The organism is Bremerella sp. TYQ1 (assembly GCF_020150455.1).
GTDB lineage: Bacteria > Planctomycetota > Planctomycetia > Pirellulales > Pirellulaceae > Bremerella > Bremerella volcania_A.
Genome location: NZ_CP083740.1, coordinates 3355206 through 3373455 on the forward strand (window position 1 = coordinate 3355206; position 18250 = coordinate 3373455).

Consider the following 18250-nt stretch of genomic DNA (forward strand, 5'->3'; position numbering starts at 1 on the left):
GCGACAGGATCAAACTTGAATTATCCGGAATTCGTGAAACGCGGCAAATGGATTATGCCTTGTCAGGGTGCCCGCAGGTGGGACATACGACGTTTCACTATAAACGCAGAGCGCGTAGTTCCCCCGATTTGACGAGTCAAACCAGAAGAAACGTCCACAAAAAAACGGCAGCGAGGTGCTGCCGTTGGAAGAATCGGAGTGGACGATTCAGTTTACTTGATCCGCATAATCGGACTAGCCGACCTCGTAGACGAAGTTGCCATCTTTATCGACGTCGACGCCGACCGCTTTGATCTCTTTGCCTTCGGCCATGCGAGAGAGGAACTCGCCCGACATTTCCGGAAGCAGCGTCCGCGTCAGGATCTTGTCGACATTTCGTGCCCCGGTATCGACTTCGGTGCAACGCGCGGCGATGGCGTCGACCAATGCATCGGAGTAATCGAACGTCGCACGGTAATGATCCTGCACACGGCGGCCGACCTTCTTCAACTTCAAACGGATGATCTTCTTCATCACGTCGTCGTCGAGTGGGAAATAAGGAATGATCGACACGCGACCAAGGAATGCGGGCTTGAACGTCTTGAGTAGTTCCTCGTGCATCGCGTCGTGCAGTCCCTGCGGATCAGGCCGCGTTTCGGGATCTTTGCAGAGGCTCATGATCAAGTCGGTGCCGGCGTTGGAAGTCATGATGATGACGGTGTTCTTAAAGTCGATGTCGCGACCTTCACCATCTTTCATGTGCCCCTTATCGAACACTTGGTAAAAGATGTCTTGCACGCCAGGATGCGCTTTTTCCATTTCATCGAGCAGCACAACGCTGTACGGTTTGCGACGTACGGCTTCGGTCAACACGCCCCCTTCTCCATAACCGACGTACCCGGGAGGGGAACCCATCAGCAGCGAAACTTTGTGCTCTTCTTTGAACTCCGACATGTTAATGGTCGTCATGTTTTGCTCGCCACCGTAAAGCAGGTTGGCCAGCGTCAGCGCCGTTTCGGTCTTACCGACACCACTGGTCCCCGCGAGCAGGAAGATCCCGATCGGACGATTGGGATCTTCCAAGTTAGCACGAGACGTCTTGATGCTTTCGGCAATCTGCACCATCGCGTGCGACTGACCGACGACGTTTTCTTCCATCATGTCCTGCAGCTTGAGAACGGTTGCGATCTCGTTAGCCACCATCTTACCGACAGGAATTCCGGTCCAAGCGCCGACCGTTTCCGCGACGGCATTGGTATCGCAGCAGATATGGACCAAGGGGGATTCTCCCTGGATTTCCAGCAAGTCGGCTTGCTCTTTCTTGACGCGCTGCTTGATTTCGGCACGCTGCTCTTCGGAAAGCAGTTCTGGCTTCGGCTCTCCTTCCGGTACTGCTTTGCGACGTTTGGCGTCATCTTCGGCCAATTCATCCTGAATCTCACGGATTTGATTGACCAGTTCTTTTTCTTGCTCCCAGCGTTTGGTTAACGCTTCCAGCTCTGCTTCGGAAGCGGTCTTCTGCTCTTCCAACTGGGCAATCGTTTCCTCGTGCCCTTCGGCACCAGCGGCCATTTCGCGGTTGAGGATTTCCACCTCGGTATCGATCCGATCGATCAAGCGGGTCAGGTGCTCGATCTGGGGTGGCGTTGAGTTTTGGCTCAAGCCAATGCGTGCACATGCGGTGTCCAACAGGCTAACCGCTTTGTCAGGCAACTGCCGCCCGGAGATGTACCGATTGGAAAGCTTGACCGCCGACTCGACTGCTTCGTTCAGAATGCGAACGTTGTGGTGATGCTCGAGCGTCGCCACAAGACCACGCATCATGCCGATGCATTTGTCTTCGCTTGGTTCTTCAACTTTGACCACTTGAAAGCGACGAGCCAGGGCCGCATCGCGTTCGAAGTACTTCTTGTATTCTGCCCAAGTCGTCGCAGCGATTGTTCGGAGTTCGCCACGTGCCAGAGCTGGTTTCAGCAAGTTGGCAGCATCTCCCTGCCCTGCTTGTCCGCCGGCCCCGATCATGGTGTGGGCTTCGTCAATGAACAGGATGATCGGCTTGGGAGATGATTTGACCTCTTCGATCACCGATTTCAATCGGTTCTCGAATTCCCCTTTCACCCCGGCTCCGGCTTGCAGCAGAGCGAGATCGAGGGCACGGATCGAAACATTCTTGAGCGCGTCGGGCACGTCTTCGGCAGCCACACGAAGTGCGAACCCTTCGACGACAGCCGTCTTACCGACGCCAGCTTCGCCGGTGAGGATTGGATTGTTTTGACGGCGACGGCACAGGATATCGACGATTTGGCGGATTTCGTCATCGCGACCGAGAACCGGATCGATTTCACCCTTCTTGGCTCGCTCGGTCAAGTCGATGGTGAACTGATCTAGGCCTGGCGTTTTCGTCGGTTTGGCAGGACCGCCACCGCTTGTTCCGCTGCTGGACGTCGTCGCGATCGAAGCCTGCGATTCTTCCTCTTCGGAGGTTTCGGCGGTGATCTTCGCGAGGTGCGTTTTCAGATCTTCGAGGCTAATCTTTTCCAGTTCGGGACAACTAGACAGCACCGATTGGGCGGTGATGCGATCCGACAGCATGGCGATCACCAAGTGCCCACTGCGAACGGTTGGCTCCAAGTAGTCGACCGAAGCCAAGAGCCATGCGTCGCGAGCCAAGTCGACAACGGTTTGGCTAAGTGCCGGTGGCCGAGCATTGCCGGTCTTCAGCTTGTCCATCGCTCGAGAAAGTTCGGTGATGAACTTACTGGGATCGATCTCGTAGTTGCGCATGATCGCTTCGAGATCGGTGTTGGGCGTTTCGAGGATCTTCGTCAGCCAATGCTCGATCTCGACGTTATAGTTCGTTCGCGAAAGGCACAAGCCAGCCGCTGCTTCCAGCGTTCGCCGACACGTCCCGTTCAGCTTGCCCACCAACGATTTCAAATTTACGGATGCCATGGTAGGTCGATCCCTTTCAATTCAATCTTTGAATGTTTCCCGAGTTGATCCGACATGCCCCAATTCGTACGTGAATTGATCTTCTTATTGCGTCGCCGTCTGTGTGGTGCCCAGCGGATACCCCGAGTGCTGGAACACGGCATCTTCAACGTCGTTGACGAATTCGCCGACGCGCAGCCACATGTTATACCCCAAATAACATGGCTCTTCCTCGCTCCCTAAGACACAGGGAGGAACCTCCGATTTTTTTAACACTAGCTGTGTATCGAAATCCAATGAATTCCCAACATAGGTCCGCGTCAGTTGTGCGACTTCGGCCAGCTGATCGCCATTAGGCATCAGTCGCTGGTACTGCTGATAACCGACCGGACCGATGCGCAAACGAAAGCGTGTCTCGCAGTTCCACATCCGCTGGCCAATCACCGTCTCCTCGCCTAAACGGTTGTTTCCTCCGAGCGTGCCGGAGGCGTTCGGCAAGCGAGACTGATCGGCCGGGTCGAGGTAAAGCCAATGGCCGGTGTACTGCTGCACGACGACATCAAACGCGAAGTAGTCTTCCAAGATCTGTTGCAGCCCCAACGCCGAGCGAGGACGGTGGGCGAAGTGGCCGGCGTAGTATAGAAATGTCTCGTCATCGATCAGCAAACGTTGACGAACGCCATCGGTCCCCATGCCGACCAATGCATGCAGCGACTTGGTAAAGAGGTCCAGCTCTTTCGGTTTCAGTGAATGACGTCGAGCACGTTCAAAGGCGATCGGAAAGCGATACTTCTCCCACGCTTTGTAAAAGAGCGACAAAATCCGGTGATGGAACAAGTCGATGAAGTCGCGCAGGGCATAATCTTTTCGCCGAACCCGATCGAGGATCGTTTGCGTATAATGCATCGGCATCACCCCCTGGGCACCAAATATCCCCATGAAGGTGGTCGTCATCGTGAAGGGTGGTTCCCCTTCGGGATGGGCATGCTCAGCATCAGGACGCTTGCGAATGATCGACGTCACTTCGCTTGGTGGAAATGTTCGGGCGCAGAGCACCTTTAACTCGACCAATTCGCGCTGCGGCGGACCGTCGCGACCGACCGACTTCCAATCAGGAAACGCGTCGGGATCTTCCTGCGCAACACGCTCCAGCAGACGCATGGCCTGGAAGAAGTCGAACTGATACGGCTTCTCGATCAAACGGCTTGCTACAGTAGCACGTTTTCGCCGGCCCTCGGTGCCCAACGATAGATCTCCTTGCCGGTCTCGTCATGCATGACCGTCTGTGTGAAGGAATTGATAGTACAGTACAACGCGAAGAATCGTTCCAGGACGCTCGCCATCAGAAACATCCCGCCGCCGGTATAGCTGCTGGAATCGAACGTCAGGTGAATTCGCGTTCCGCGGCAGAAGACAGTGCCATTGGGTGTTTTGACTCGCGCCGTACATGGTTCGCTGCGAACCGATTGAACTCCTTCGGTAAACGCACGACTGACCCCGGAATCGACGTAGTCGTACAGACCCAAAATCTCTCGCAGCGCGTGCGATCCTTCTTCGTTGTCGCTCAAAGAAAGATGATTCAACGAAAGATGCGAAATCAACCGCCAGCGAATGCCTTGCTCCATGTCTGGCCGACGCGTCGGAGTGGGAGGCTGCAAACAGCGGATTTTCGTAATCGGAGCAAGACCTGACATCGAGAGCTTCGGCTGATCTCCGCCAAAGGGCAACCGTTCCGGTAAGTCTCGATTGAAGCATGTCAGATCGGCATGCAAACTCCATTGGGCTTCAGAACTTGGTTTGAAATCCAAGTCGACCACCGACAGGAATAACTCCGTGCCACGATCGTTGATCTCTTCCCCTTTGGGATTCGGCCGACGTGTGGCATGCCAGTAGGTGCTGGCCGAACTGGCCTGCGAGGCATGCTTGAACGAATAAAACGGATGGTAGCTGACTTCACGATGATCTTGCGAAACGGCGGTGACTTCGTCGACCGAGTAAATCTCGTTGGCGAACGGACGACGCGCGTCTGGTATCAAGTGATACTCTGTCTTCTCGTGCGTCAGACGAATGGGCTCCGCCTCTTGACGATACAAGTTGGTGATCGGCGTGCATCCAATCCGCAACGTATCGGCTTGCAAACGACGTTCGAGATCGGAGTTGCTTTCCTTGAGGAAGATATAGATTTCGGCCTGATTGCCGGAGATTTTCTTCAAACAGTTTTCGAGATTCAAATCGAAGAAGAGGAACTTGTCGGCAAACGTGAAGAACTCGGCCAACAAGCGATACCCCAGGAACGATCGAGCGGGGTAATCGAACATCCCTTCGTCACGCCGGAAACCGACCGGTTCGATACAACGCGGACCAAGCATTTCGTACCTGGCCGACTTGGAACTTTCGGCGACGGCTACTCCAACAACGGAAGTCATCAGCAGTTGGTACAAGTCGAATTTGTAGGGTGCTTGCTCCTTGATGAAGAAACGAAGCGACTTCATCTTCAGCTGATTCAGTGCCCCGCTTGAAGAAAAGCTGTTCAAGCGAATCCGAATCATCGCCGTCGAATCGGCGTTGTACGGCGTCTGGGGAGCCTCGAACGGATGGCTCATCATCCCGACATCGGTAATCTCGATCGGCCAACAAGTGACGGGGTAGCAGGTACGAAAGCGGCATGGATCGCCGTCAATCGGCTCCGTTTCCAGGCTGGTCCCTTTGGCGACTTGAATGCCATTGAAGGCTTCGACTTGGGCCCTGTCCAAACCAAACTGTACGACCGACATCGAAGGAATCGGCCGCAGCAAATGCGGAAACAACACCTCCAGCATCGAGGCCGCAATCTCAGGAAAGTCGTCCTCCAGCTTCAGCCGTGTGCGTGCATTGAGGTAGGCAAACGATTCGACCAATCGGCCGACGTGAGGATCTTTGAAATCATCCCCACCCAAACCCAAACGGCTGGCTATTTTTGGATTAGCTCGCGCGAAAGCCTTTCCCTGATCCAACAGGTAAGCACGTTCGCGTCGATAAAAATCGAGCAGTTCGTCGCTCATCGATCCTTCCGTTTGACATGAAATAGATGATCCGATGGCTCCAACTTCGAATCAAAGACGATGGGCTCAGGAGCCGGAGTGGCGTGGAGTTCGGCCCTGATAATAAACCGCAGCGTGCGATCTTCCTTCTTGTGATCCGGAGGAATCTCGACCGACACCGTCACAAACCGCGTTTCAAAAGTACGAATCGCGAACTCGATCGCTTCCCGTAACGAATTACGATCCATCTCGGAGCTGAGATCGATCGACGAAAAATCGGGAATGCCATAGTTCACCAGCGAGTTGCTCAGTTCTTTCATGTCGGGGGGCCACGACTTGCAACGCCAACGCGTGTTAAGCAAGTTTTCCAGATCACGCATCACCGACTCGCGAATCTCGCGCATCGTCTGTGTTTGCGATCGTGGCGTTTCCTGGGAGTTGTACGGCTCGAAATCGAGCAATCGGTCAAAGACCGACGGCATGAGCGGCTCTTCCTCAGGATTCCCTCGCGACATTGATCCCTCCTGAATCGCTGATTTACTTCGAGAATTCCAATGTGCCGATCTCCATGATCGACTTCTCGTCTTCACCGAGCCAGAACATCCGTTGGCCAAGTCCGCAGCCGGGCTCTCCTTCTCCCCCGAGCCAGGCCGTGCTTTGCCCCAGCTTGTGCGTGATGTCATCACTAGCCGAACTGCCGGGATACAATGCGTTGACGAAGACGTCGCCTTCTTGACCGAAGGCATTCATGGTCGCTCGACGCCAGATTAAATCGCATGGCTGTTCCGGGGCATGGAACTCGATCGAGTCAATCGAATCGAATGGAAGCCAGAAATATTTGCCATTGCTGGTGATCGTTTCCATGAAGTAAGCGGTCCGGTCGTCTTGATCGCGGATATCCTCGAACGCGACACCATCGCACGTCCCTTGGACGACAGGACGTTCCTCTTCGATCTCGTCGACCAGTTGAACGGCCTCCGTGTTCTTTCCTTCTCGCATCGCAAGAATCATGCGGAGAGTTTTCTCGAACAGTGGGCTCGGATCCTGATTTTGCATCAAGTCAGGCGTACGGCCTTCCTGCCAACACTCGTTCCGAGTCATTTCGCCACGAATCATTTGGCGATACATCGAAATCCGCAGCAATGCATCGGGCGATTGAATCTGGGCGGTGTCCAAATGGTTATCGGCACGCTCCAAGTCGCCACGCAGGCAAAGAAGTTGGGCCAGTGCAATTCGCAAGTCCCATTGCATGGGCTTCTTTTTGACATCCTGAATCGCCGCGTCGATCGCTTCGTTCAGTTGCCCATTCTTAAGTTGTTCGCCGATACTCATGTGCTTCCCCTGCAGTCGATTCTCAGCCAATGTTGGATTGTAAGCTTATTTTCGGCGACCTTCGATGGTAGTCTTCATCCGAATCGATGCGACCAGGTCATCGAGTTGATAGTGAGGCCAAAGCCTAAAGTTGCAATGGTACGAGCCAGGCTTGCTCGGATCGTCGCGAAGCTGAATGTCGGCTTGGCGGAGTGGCCGTGAGGCCTTCGTTTCAGGACTCGCCTTTTCGTCTGGAGTCACGTAGTTGTGAATCCAATCGCTCAGAAACTGTTCGATGGCCTGACGGTCTTCGAAGGTACCCACTTTGTCGCGGGCGATGACCTTCAACGCATGAGCAAACTGCGACGAACAAAGGATGTACTGCAGCATCGAAGAGATCTTGGCATTCTGCGAAGCGGCTTCGTCCTCGTAAACACGTGGCTTTTGCACGGTTTGATTTGAGTAAAAAGCACTGAACTCGGTATCGTGACAGTGCGTCAGCGGAATGAAACCGAGATGGGCTAGTTCAGCCTCTTGTCGATCCGAGATCAGGCAATCGGTTGAAGACTTCGGAGCGACTCCATGCCGATCGGTGTGAAAATAGTCGACCGGCAATCGACTGACTAATCCGCCTCCAACGATGTTCCGCTGAACACCACGAATCTGGGCGAGCCAGCCACATTCGGAATAGGCCCGGATCAGCACTTCGGCGAATGCATACGAAGCATTACCCCAAAGGTAATTGCGTCGATCGCGGCCGCTGACTTCCTCACGAAAACTGAAACCGTCGGCGCGAGCATCAAAGGTTTCATACGGAAGCCGCATCAGCACGTGCGGCATCGTCAACGCAACAAAACGTGAATCTTCCGTTTTGCGAAATGCATGCCACTGGGTGAACTCGGCCTGATCGAACCCAGAACGCAGGTTCTCGACATGCTCGAGCCCCGCATAATCATCCAAGCCAAACATCATCGGGCTTGCCGCGGCGATAAACGGACAGAACGCGGCGGCGGCAATTCCGGCGAGACCTTGCAGCGTGTCGAGATCTCGATGTGGATGATTTTTCGTTGGATTAGGATGAATCTCGTAATCGCCAATCATCACGCCGTAAGGCTTTCCGCCGGCGGTACCGAATTCTTCTTCGTAGATCTTTTTGAACAATTCGCTGGAATCGAACTCGACGGCGCGTTCAATATCACGCTCAACTTCTTTCCAACTGGCATTCAGCACGCGAATGTGCACTTGTTCGCGATCGGCTTCTTCATCGACCATATCGGTCAGGTACTGAAGGCCACGCCACGAGGCTTCTAGTCTTTGAAACTGCGGATGATGCAAAATGGCATTGAGCTGATCGTTGAGCCACTGATCGATCTGGGCAACGTCCGCATTCAGACGACGCACAAGTGACTTTTGCGATAGACCATCGATCTTCCCCAGCCAAGCGAGCAGCTTTTCTCGAACGGTCGGGGCATGAATGAAGTCGTCCCAACGATGCGAAGCACGCTGGGCATGCGCGACGTTCTCGTTGGAAACAATCCAATCGAGAATCGAGCCAGACGCATCCGCTTCCGAGGCGATCTCCGGCGAATCTTGCGGAGAGGCCTCGGTCGTGAGAGGCTCGGCGTAATCTTCAGGTTGCGATTGAAACTTGGCACTCATCGCGGCATCGGCGCAGAGAAGAAGGTAATAAAAAAAGGCACAGAGGAGCGGTCCCCAATGTGCCTCTGGGATTGCTTACCTGGGACAGGCGAAACTAGCCGCCTGACTTCTGCGGAATGGAAGCCACCATGCGAAGCGAGGCGGTCAATTCTTCCATCTGCAGCCACGGACGCAGATAGGCCACCGCGTTGTACGAACCGGGCTTGCCGGGCGTTTCGGTGACTTCCACGCGTGCTTCAGCCAACGGCAGTCGTGCTTTGACTTCCGCCGATGGTTTTTCATCCGCACAAACGTAGTTATGAATCCAGTTGTTCAACCAACGTTCGCAGTCGTCGCGTTCCATGAAGGCGCCAACTTTGTCTCGGGCGATCACCTTCAGGTAATGAGCGAAACGGGACGAAGCCATGATGTACGGCAAGCGGGCCGAGATTTCGGCGTTCGCAGTGGCATCTGGTTCGTGGTACTGCTTCGGCTTCTGCGTGGTCTGGCCACCAAAGAAGACGGAGTAGTCGGTATCTTTAAAGTGACAGAGCGAAAGGAAACCAAGCTTGCTCAGTTCCGCTTCGCGACGATCGGTAATCGCCACTTCGGTCGGACACTTCACGCCGGAGTCACCGTCGCTGCTCTTGAAAACGTGAACCGGCAGTCCTTCGACTTTACCGCCGTTTTCGACACCACGGATGGCCGTGCACCAGCCGGTCTTGGCGAAAGCATCGGTCAGCTTGGCGCCCATCACGAAGGCGGTATTCATCCAGCAATATTCTTCGTGATCGACTTCGATTGGCTGACCGCCAGGGCCGGTCGCGACTTCTTCGTAAGCAAACTCTTCGATCGGCTTCGTCGCAGCACCGTATGGCAAGCGAGCAAGCGTACGAGGCATGCACATCGTGACGAAGCGGGAATCTTCCGACTGACGGAACGAGTTCCACTTGATGTACTCTTGCGAGTCGAAAATCTTCGCCAAGTCGCGAGGCTTGGAGAGCTCTTCCCAGTCGTCAAAGCCAAAGAACGCAGCGCTCGGAGCGGTCAGGAATGGAGCAAATGCCGCGGCGGCGACGCCTGACATCTTTTCCATCGCGGCAATATCGTCAGGGGTGTTGTCCCATTCGTAGTTGCCAATCAGCGCGCCGTAAGGCGTACCACCGGCAAGACCGAATTCGCTTTCGTAGATCTTCTTGAAGACGGTGCTTTGGTCGAATTCGACGGCACGTTCCAAGTCCTTGGAAAGGTCCTTCTTCGACGCGTTGAGCACGCGAAGCTTCAGCATCTCGCCCGTTTCGCTGTTGCTGACGAGGTAATGCAGGCCGCGCCAGCTACCTTCCAGCTTTTGGAATTCGGAGTGATGCATGACCGCGGCCAACTGCTTCGAGACCGCTTCGTCGATGGCGGCGATCCCTTGGTTGATCGTGCGGATGATGTCTTTGTCGAACGTGACCGTTCCCTTCATGGCCTCTTGGACCAAAGTTTCGATCAGTTCCTTAGCACGCGGCTGCTCGGTTTGCTTGGTCGCGGTGATCGCGGCATCGAGCAAGCTGGTAGCTTCTTCGTTCTGTGCGGCCGATTGGGCCGATTGTTGTTCGCCAGCACTCATCGTTAGCTATCTCCCTTGTCGGAACCGTCCGATTCATTTACGCCCAATTCCGAAGCCAACTTTTTCAGCTGATCGGCATCGTTCATGACTTGTTCCAAGAGCGTTTCCAGATCGTCACTACGGTCGATCTTTGTCAGCAAGTCGCGGAGATTGTCGCGGGTGGCCAGCAACTTCTTAAGAGGTTCGATCTGCTTGGCGACATTGGCTGGGCTGAAGTCGTCCATCGAGTTGAACTTCAGATTGACCGCCATCTGCGAGCCGTCGTCCGCGAGCGTGTTGTCGACACGCATGTTCAGTTCTGGACGGAATCGCTTCATCACGTCGTCGAAGTTATCGCGATCGATTTGAACGAACTTGCGATCCTTCAGCGGTTCCAGCTTTTCCGCAGGGTTGCCGGAGAAGTCCCCCATGACACCCACCACGAATGGAAGCTCCTTCTTTTCCATCGCATCGCCGGTCTCCACGTCGTAAGTGATGTGGACACGAGGCTTTCGAACGCGATTGAGCCTCTTTTGATAACTTTCAGCCATCGTTTCCCCTCAATGTCAGTACTACTAGATGCGTTTAGGAAAAGCGGATTGAGCTTTTCTGGACAGCACGCATCGTCACTGGCCAAGTATTGCCCCTACTTAACCTGCCCCTAATTTCGGAAATATCCGCACAGTTTTCAATCGAAGTCAGGCAGATATTAAAGGATTTTCACTAATCGTCTTCGCTAGGAATCGGAATCCCTGTTTGGCGATGCAACTCGCTCATGGCCGTTTCGTCACGGAGCAGCTCTTTAAGCAACTCTGGAAATGGCATTTCAGCCCAGCGTGCTGCTTGCTCTAACTTAAAGTGCAGGAACGACTGTGGTTCCGTTTTGCGGAAGTACTCCGCCACTTTACGAATCATTTTGATTGCGTCGGCTCGCGACTGAATGGTACCGACGACCGCCTTCTGCTGGACGACCGTCTCGCCACTCTCCTCGGCGGCGTCTCCTGCTTCAGCAGCATCTCCAACTTCGTCCAGTAACAGTTCCGACATCAGTTGTTGGACGGTGGAACGGATCGACTCCAGCTTCTGACGAAACGAAGTCATCGACGGCGAGGTCTCTTCGCCGTACGAGTTCCGCAGACAACGCTCGTCCAGAAAACTGCCTAGTTCTCGGATCGTATCGATAACCGCGTCGAGGTCCTCTACGACGTTGTCCCAGTGCTCGCGAGGCGTTGCCCGGAACGATTCATCAAACGTAAACCGCTCGATGGCTCCGTTGGCAAGATGTCGCTGCCGCTCCTCCGCATCCATACCGTCCAAGCGATTGGATTCGTTGAAATCGAACATCGAGAAGTTACCGCCGGCGCCACTGGTAAGTGGCATGTTGTCGATCACGCCGAACGTTCGATCGCTTGTCAGACCGACCAACTGGGAAACGGTTTCTGCGTATCCTTCGTCTTCGTCGGGCTCGGGATGGATCGTGTCCCAATAGCGACGACAGATTTCGAGCATCACCTTGAAACCGTCGCGGACGCCTGGGATGCCATCCAAACGCATCGTCGCTTCGATTAACCAGGATGCGACCGAAACGTCTTTGGAATAACTCAAGAGTATGTTGACCGCTCGATCGCGAACCTCTTCCCACTGAGGATCTTTTAAGTCCGGAAACTCTTCGTCCGGAAATGCCATCGCTTGAAGGAGATCACGTTCTGCTTTGTTGGATTGATTGAATACCTCGCGAAGGTCGAAGAACTCTGTCGCATTGTCGGAACGACGAAGCTCGACACCGCTCGGACTATCTTCCGAAATCGGAGTGATCAGCGACTCAACATCTAGCACTTGTGGGAATGCCATGGCGGTTCTTCTCGGACGAAATGCGGACGGGACAACCAAATTGCCGCGAAAGTATAAGTGTCAATCTGGGAACTTCAACCAAGTTGTAGGGGCCAATCTGCCTGGCCAAACCACTTGCAGAAGTCCTCTTACGGTGCTCTTCGGCTATCCACTCTCCTAAAAACCATTCCGATCGATTTAATCCCTACCATTTAACTTAACTTCTCATTCGACATAGCTTTAAGTAGTCTGCCGCAGGGCTCTCGCAAGTCGCTCGAGGATCGCTTGGTGCAGTCGACTTGCCCACGACTTGCTCTTTCCAAGCTTGTCGGCCGCTTCCTTCAGGCTGAGTCCCTCGTAATAGGTCATCCGGATCAAGTCTTGCTCTTGCGGGGCTAACGTTTTGAGCAGCTTTTTCAGCAAACGCTGGATCTCTTCGTTCTCGAGCTGATCGTCCGGCTTTTCGGCTCGTGCATCGGCGACGGCCTGAAACGCATGCTGGGTTTCTTCCCCATGGCTGGCCAAGTAAACGATGGCTAGTTTCTCGGTGAGACTCCCCAGCCATTTCGCGTTTTCTTCGGCAGTTGCTTTGGCCGGATCGCCTTCGGCAGCACCTGCTTGAAGCGTATCGGCAGCCATTTTCTGGTACCGGTTCTGCATGCGTGCGGCGTGCGAGTTCCAGCTCATTTTCGAGATGCCATCGTAGATCGCTCCTCGAATGCGATAGTAGGCAAACGTCGAGAAACTGGCCCCTTTATCGTCTTGGAACGACTGAGCGGCCTCTGCCAGGCCCAATTGACCGTAGGCGATCAGGTCGTCCATGCCGATCTGCGGCGGCAGTTTCCGATGAATTGATTTCGCCAGAGAAACCACCAGCCCTTGGTTTTCCTGGATGCGTTGCTCGAGTTGGGTCGCTTCAGCAGTCATGGCTTAACTCAACTGGGACCAAAGGAGACGCATTCGTTCGCTGGCCACCGGGTCTTCGATCAGCGACTGGGCGATCGAAGAGGCCATCGTCAGCACTTTTTCGCTCTTCAGCGGCAAGTCTGGATAGCGGCGTTTCAGAAAAGCCAGCACGAAACGAGTGATGGTATCGATCTCGTTGGGTTTGGCCTGGGGATTGGCTTGTTGGAGCTGCTTGATCGTTTCGACAACGTCATCGATCTGCCCCGAATCACCCGTGCGGCGCAGAACATCGTCCAGCGACCACGCGTTTTCGGAAAGCTCGTCCCGTGCGCGATCGTCTTCCGATGGATCGGAATTCCAGTTTCCGGAAGGCATAGCTCCCCCCTAAGTTATTGCCCCGTCAGTTGGATAAACCACTGCCGTTGGTGGAACGTTTTGATCAGGCAACCCCCATTGCCTGTGTGCTCCACGTCCCGTGAGTATACCAATCCTTCCAATCATTCCAATCAGTCAGCAATGCATTGCCAGAACCGCTGGCATCTTCCGGCGACTATTCCGGTTAGGAAAACCAGGGCGAGGCAACCACCGTTGCTAGCGATTGCATGCATCAGACCATTCCTAACCGATCCTCAGAAAGTACGGGTTTTATTGAGTTTACAAATACTGACAGCCGAAAAAGACGGTGAAGGATTCAACCCAGAAGCGTGGTGCGCACGACCCAGCTGACGATCGACCCTGTCAGATTTTGCATCGGCTCATCCTTCGCGCAAACGACCGTCACCCACACAACGGCCAGTTGGCACGTACGATCGACCCCAGGAGGGAACTAGCGATGCTAAATCGCTATACACATTGGTTCGTAGTTTTAGGCACCTGCATGACGACCGGGCTGAGCGGTTGCTTGCATCCGTGTTGGAAAAGCTACGATTGCCCCGATCCACCCGCATATGACGAGTGCCTCATCTCGGAATACGCCGATCGTGGTCTGAAGATCGAAGACCCTGTCCCCAGCGTGTGTGAAGACGAAGACTGGCTAGAGATTCCTGACTCGCCAGATGCAATCAATCCTGACAATATCAACCTGGAAACCGGCTACTGGGACTTGAGCCTGGAAGAAGCGGTTCGCCTGGCTCTTCAAAACTCGCAGGTCATGAAAGACCTCGGCGGTGTGCTTCGCAGCCCCGAAGCATTAGTTTCGATGTACGACCCCGCAATCGTCTACACCGATGGACGATTCGGTGAAGAAGCGGCACTGAGCGCCTTCGATGCGACATTCGGCGCCGGCGCTTACTTTGAATCGAACGATCGCCGCGTCAACAACTTTACCGTTGGTGACAATGGTTTCTTCCAGCAAGACTTGCACAACTACGAAGTGAACCTGAGCAAGCGAAACGCGACCGGTGGTTTGGTCTCGATTCGTGGTATCACCGAATACGACTACAACAACAATCCACAAAAGATCTTCAGCGCCGGCTGGGACACCTACATCGATGCCGAAGTACGTCAGCCATTACTCCAAGGTGCCGGCGTCATGTTCAACCGCATCGCAGGCCCCAACGGCGAACCTGGTTTTGCCAATGGTGTTTTGATCGCTCGCACACGCACCGACATCAGCCTGGCCGACTTCGAGATTGCCGTGCGAAACCTGGTGAGCGACGTCGAAAACGCTTACTGGGACTTGTTCTTCGCTTACCGAGATCTCGATGTCAAAATCAATGCACGTAACAACGTGCTGGAAGTTTGGAAGAAGGCCTACGCCAACGTCGAAGCAGACAAAAAGTCGGCCGATACCGAAGCCCAAGCTCGCGAACAATACTTCCGCTTCCAAGTCGAAGTGGTCAACGCTTTGAACGGCCGACTCGTCGAACGCACCCGCGGGAACAACGGTTCGCTTGGTGGTACGTTCAACAACCCCGGTGGTGTTCGCGTGGCCGAACGTCGCTTGCGTTTCATGATGGGACTGACGCAAACCAATGGCCGTTTGATCCGTCCTTCGACAGAAGCCCCAGTCGCGAAAGTTCAATTCGACTGGAACGCGGTTGCAACGGAAGCCTTGGCACGTCGCCCAGAACTGCGTCGCCAGAAATGGGTTATCAAACAGCGTGAACTGGAACTGCTGGCCAACCGCAACTTTCTGAAGCCCAACTTGGACTTGATCGCACGCTATCGTCAGCGTGGCTTCGGCCCAACATTGTCCGACGAAAGCAGCATCCCCGGCGAAGCAGGTGCCCTGCAGAGCCTGACCGATGGCGACTTCGCCGAATACCAACTTGGCTTCGAGTTCGACATGCCGATCGGTTTCCGTCGAGCCCATTCAGCCGTCCGCAGCAGCGAATTGGCATTGGCTCGAGCTAAAGCGGTTCGCGAGGAACAGGAAAAGCAGATCATGTACGGCCTGTCGAATTCCTACGCGGAAATTCAACGTGCCTATGAAATCATGGAACTGCTCTTCAATCGCCGCGAAGCTGCCAACGCTCAAGAGGCGACCGTGCGTGCGAGTTACGAAGCCGGTAAAGCTCCGATCGACTTGCTGCTGGAAGCCCAACGCCGCGTGATCGACTCGAGTGCTTTGTTCAACCAGGCACGTGTCGACTATGCCTTGGCGGTGAAGAATGTTCACTTTGAAAAAGGCTCGCTGCTTGAGTTCTACCAGATCTCGCTTGCCGAAGGCCCGTGGCCGCAAAAAGCTTACAACGATGCCGTCATGCGTGATCTTCACAAGCGTGCTGCTCATCACAATTACGTGATCAACGAAGCCGTGATCGGCGAACCTCGCAAAGTCGATAACACCTTGGTGGCCAAACCCAAGGATGGCTCGGTCACACCGCCGATGAAAAAGCTGAATATCCCACCCGCAACACCCGAAGTTTCGCCATCGGCGAGAACCAGTTCGCTGCCGGTGAGAAACAATCCACTGCGATCGGCTTCCGCGCAAAGCAGCGGTGTTATCAAACCGGCTGGCCATTCAATCGCTCCGGTCGAACGGATCGCTCCGGCGCCAATCATCCGAGCCGCCGAAGCGAAGTCGAGCGAAAACTTCTCGTTCGGCAGTGATACCTCCGGCAAAGAAGTCTGGCTCCACTAAGCCGCCACTTCGCAGCAGATACTCAAAAGGCCTGAATCATCATTCGATGTCTCAGGCCTTTTCTCATTTCGAAAGCGTCGCAGAAAACTATTTCCCGAATAGGTACTCGAGACGTCGATCCAATTCGCCTCGGTTCCCTGTCACATGCTTGAAGTCGGAACGCTTCAGCTTGAACGCATAGCCCGGCTGGCCATCTTGCAGCAGCACAACCGTGTTGAGAATCAAGTTGGCTTCGGTTGCCGTTTCTGCATTGGCAATGGCCTGCTTGATCACGGCATTCGGATCGATCTCGGCATGCAATGCCAAGAACTCCGCAGCACGTACACGTACCAGATTCTCTGGATCGTTCGCGGCGATTGATTCCAACGACTTCGCCAACGAAACAGCTGGCATTCCGTGGGACGTACAAGCAATCACACCCCAGTAACGCTGCCATGGATCGGAAGACTGCAAAGCCTCTTCCAAACGAGGCTTCGCTTTGGCGAAAGGAAGGTTCTCCAGGTTCGCGATTTCCAAAAGCTTAGCGATCTCGGCTTGGTGCTTCTGTCCGAATGCGACCGGGTTGTCCACGGCGTTTTCCGCCAGGTAACTTTCGGGATAGAAACCTAAATCAGGCATATCGGTCAGAATCTGGTTCAACCGCCCTCGTAGTTCCGCGAGCACTTTGGCCTGCTTTGGATCGTTAGCCAGATTCTTTGTTTCGTACGGATCAGCTTCGACGTCGAACAACATTTCAGCTGGACGGGCCTTAAAGAACTGAGCTTCTGTTTCGTTCAGTTTGCCGGCATCGTACAGCTTTCGCCATTCTCGATAGGCCACCATTTTGTAGCGATAGTTGTTCATCAAGCCATCGAAATTGAACGGCTGGAAATTGCGAACGTAGCGATACTTTCCTTTCCGCAGCGTGCGAACCATGTCGTACTTTTCGTCGAATCGATCGGCGTATCCGAACGATTCGTCGGTCTCTTGCAGCTGCTGATCGCCCCATCCAAGAAACGCGTGACCGTCGATTCCTTCGGGAATTTTGACACCAGCCAGATTCAAAACCGTTGGCCCAAAATCGACAAAACTCACGAACGATTTGATTCGGGTGTTGGGCTTTTGAGGAAGGTTTTCTCGGAAGTTTTCGGGGATGCGGATTACCAGGGGGATGTGCAGTCCAGTTTCGTAGGCATACCCTTTGCCGCGCGGGAGCACACCTCCGTGGTCGCCGAAATAAAACACAAACGTCGACTCCAAAAGGCCGTCTTTCTTCAGCTGATCAATCAATTTTCCGATCTGTGCGTCGACATCCTGGATGCGGTCGTGGTACCGAGCATACGTGTATTTGAACGTCTTCGTCTTGGGGTGATGCGGTGGGACGAAAACCGTTTCAGGGTCGGTCTTCGTTGGCTTGTCGTTGATGTCCTTTTCAGGGAAATGCAACGAGCTTTCGTGGGTTGTCGTGAACGTTTGAACGTGGAAAAAAGGTTGCCCTTCTCCACGATTTTTCCAGCTCGCTTTGCGTGACGAATCGTCCCACACGTCAGCGGATTTCTTTGCGTTGTAATCTTCTTTGCTGTTGTTGGTCGTATAGTACCCAGCCTCGTGCAGGTAGGCCGGAAACATTTTCAATCCTTCCGGCATCGGCACCATGAAACTCTTGCGATGATGCATCGTTCCGATCCGTGGGGCATAGCACGAGGTGATCAGCGTCGTTCGGGCCACGCTGCAGACAGGAGCGTTCGAGAACGCGTTCTCGAACACAAGTCCTTCGCTGGCAAGGGCTTCGATGTTTGGAGCGGAAGCTCCCGTGGGATCGAACAGTTCCAGAAAATGGCTCGAGTTGTCTTCCGACATGATCCACAGGAAGTTCGGCTTGTCCGCGGCGTACGAAAACGTGCCGCAAATCAACAAAAGAACGAGACTCAATAGACCGCGTTGCATGATTTCATCTCAAGGGGGGAATGAGTAGGAGTG

13 protein-coding genes are annotated in these 18250 nt (G+C 54.3%); 1 reads left to right on the top strand and 12 read right to left on the bottom strand.

Annotated elements, in window-relative coordinates:
* Positions 1 to 234: 234 nt before the first annotated feature.
* From tssH to LA756_RS13365, 11 genes are all read right to left on the bottom strand, one after another.
* Entirely contained in the window at positions 235 to 2931 is a 2697-nt protein-coding gene (tssH, locus tag LA756_RS13315; RefSeq protein WP_224435215.1) for a type VI secretion system ATPase TssH, read from the bottom strand.
* A gap of 84 nt (positions 2932 to 3015) precedes the next feature.
* On the bottom strand, positions 3016 to 4155 hold the full coding sequence (gene tssG / locus LA756_RS13320; RefSeq protein ID WP_224435216.1) for a type VI secretion system baseplate subunit TssG: 1140 nt from the start codon (positions 4153 to 4155) through the stop codon (positions 3016 to 3018).
* A complete protein-coding gene (gene tssF / locus LA756_RS13325) occupies positions 4119 to 5951 on the bottom strand; it encodes a type VI secretion system baseplate subunit TssF (RefSeq protein ID WP_224435217.1) in 1833 nt (610 codons plus the stop codon). The genes tssG and tssF overlap by 37 nt, the downstream gene beginning before the upstream one ends.
* Positions 5948 to 6445, bottom strand: a complete 498-nt coding sequence (gene tssE / locus LA756_RS13330) for a type VI secretion system baseplate subunit TssE (protein WP_224435218.1) — start codon at positions 6443 to 6445, stop codon at positions 5948 to 5950. Before tssE ends, tssF begins: the two co-directional genes overlap by 4 nt.
* 22 nt (positions 6446 to 6467) lie before the next feature.
* The gene (locus LA756_RS13335) at positions 6468 to 7262 is read right to left on the bottom strand and encodes a type VI secretion system accessory protein TagJ (protein WP_224435219.1); all 795 of its coding nucleotides are present in this window, start codon (positions 7260 to 7262) and stop codon (positions 6468 to 6470) included.
* 45 nt (positions 7263 to 7307) lie between these two features.
* The gene (gene tssC / locus LA756_RS13340) at positions 7308 to 8900 is read right to left on the bottom strand and encodes a type VI secretion system contractile sheath large subunit (protein ID WP_224435220.1); all 1593 of its coding nucleotides are present in this window, start codon (positions 8898 to 8900) and stop codon (positions 7308 to 7310) included.
* Between the two features lie 94 nt (positions 8901 to 8994).
* Positions 8995 to 10491 carry a type VI secretion system contractile sheath large subunit gene (tssC, locus tag LA756_RS13345; RefSeq protein WP_224435221.1) on the bottom strand — a complete coding sequence of 499 codons (1497 nt, stop codon included), beginning with the start codon at positions 10489 to 10491 and terminating at the stop codon, positions 8995 to 8997.
* Between the two features lie 2 nt (positions 10492 to 10493).
* Positions 10494 to 11021: a type VI secretion system contractile sheath small subunit gene (gene tssB / locus LA756_RS13350; protein ID WP_224435222.1), complete on the bottom strand. Its 528-nt coding sequence runs from the start codon at positions 11019 to 11021 to the stop codon at positions 10494 to 10496.
* A gap of 172 nt (positions 11022 to 11193) precedes the next feature.
* Entirely contained in the window at positions 11194 to 12321 is a 1128-nt protein-coding gene (gene tssA, locus LA756_RS13355) for a type VI secretion system protein TssA (protein ID WP_224435223.1), read from the bottom strand.
* A 219-nt stretch (positions 12322 to 12540) separates the two neighbouring features.
* Positions 12541 to 13227: a sigma-70 family RNA polymerase sigma factor gene (locus LA756_RS13360; RefSeq protein WP_224435224.1), complete on the bottom strand. Its 687-nt coding sequence runs from the start codon at positions 13225 to 13227 to the stop codon at positions 12541 to 12543.
* Positions 13228 to 13230: 3 nt separating this feature from the next.
* The gene (locus LA756_RS13365) at positions 13231 to 13581 is read right to left on the bottom strand and encodes a hypothetical protein (RefSeq protein WP_224435225.1); all 351 of its coding nucleotides are present in this window, start codon (positions 13579 to 13581) and stop codon (positions 13231 to 13233) included.
* Positions 13582 to 14083: 502 nt separating this feature from the next.
* Between LA756_RS13365 and LA756_RS13370 the strand changes: the two genes are divergently transcribed.
* Positions 14084 to 16291: a TolC family protein gene (locus LA756_RS13370; protein ID WP_224435226.1), complete on the top strand. Its 2208-nt coding sequence runs from the start codon at positions 14084 to 14086 to the stop codon at positions 16289 to 16291.
* Positions 16292 to 16378: 87 nt separating this feature from the next.
* Here the strand turns inward: LA756_RS13370 and LA756_RS13375 are convergent, their stop codons facing one another.
* A complete protein-coding gene (locus LA756_RS13375) occupies positions 16379 to 18217 on the bottom strand; it encodes a sulfatase-like hydrolase/transferase (RefSeq protein WP_224435227.1) in 1839 nt (612 codons plus the stop codon).
* Positions 18218 to 18250 lie beyond the last annotated feature (33 nt).

Bases quoted from the DNA above. Each gene is read 5' to 3' on its own strand.
- LA756_RS13375 (WP_224435227.1), bottom strand. From the start codon at position 18,217: ATGCAACGCGGTCTATTGAGTCTCGTTCTTTTGTTGATTTGCGGCACG.
- LA756_RS13360 (WP_224435224.1), bottom strand. From the start codon at position 13,227: ATGACTGCTGAAGCGACCCAACTCGAGCAACGCATCCAGGAAAACCAA.
- LA756_RS13335 (WP_224435219.1), bottom strand. From the start codon at position 7,262: ATGAGTATCGGCGAACAACTTAAGAATGGGCAACTGAACGAAGCGATC.
- tssB (WP_224435222.1), bottom strand. From the start codon at position 11,021: ATGGCTGAAAGTTATCAAAAGAGGCTCAATCGCGTTCGAAAGCCTCGT.
- LA756_RS13365 (WP_224435225.1), bottom strand. From the start codon at position 13,581: ATGCCTTCCGGAAACTGGAATTCCGATCCATCGGAAGACGATCGCGCA.
- tssC (WP_224435220.1), bottom strand. From the start codon at position 8,900: ATGAGTGCCAAGTTTCAATCGCAACCTGAAGATTACGCCGAGCCTCTC.
- tssC (WP_224435221.1), bottom strand. From the start codon at position 10,491: ATGAGTGCTGGCGAACAACAATCGGCCCAATCGGCCGCACAGAACGAA.
- tssE (WP_224435218.1), bottom strand. From the start codon at position 6,445: ATGTCGCGAGGGAATCCTGAGGAAGAGCCGCTCATGCCGTCGGTCTTT.
- LA756_RS13370 (WP_224435226.1), top strand. From the start codon at position 14,084: ATGACGACCGGGCTGAGCGGTTGCTTGCATCCGTGTTGGAAAAGCTAC.
- tssF (WP_224435217.1), bottom strand. From the start codon at position 5,951: ATGAGCGACGAACTGCTCGATTTTTATCGACGCGAACGTGCTTACCTG.
- tssH (WP_224435215.1), bottom strand. From the start codon at position 2,931: ATGGCATCCGTAAATTTGAAATCGTTGGTGGGCAAGCTGAACGGGACG.
- tssA (WP_224435223.1), bottom strand. From the start codon at position 12,321: ATGGCATTCCCACAAGTGCTAGATGTTGAGTCGCTGATCACTCCGATT.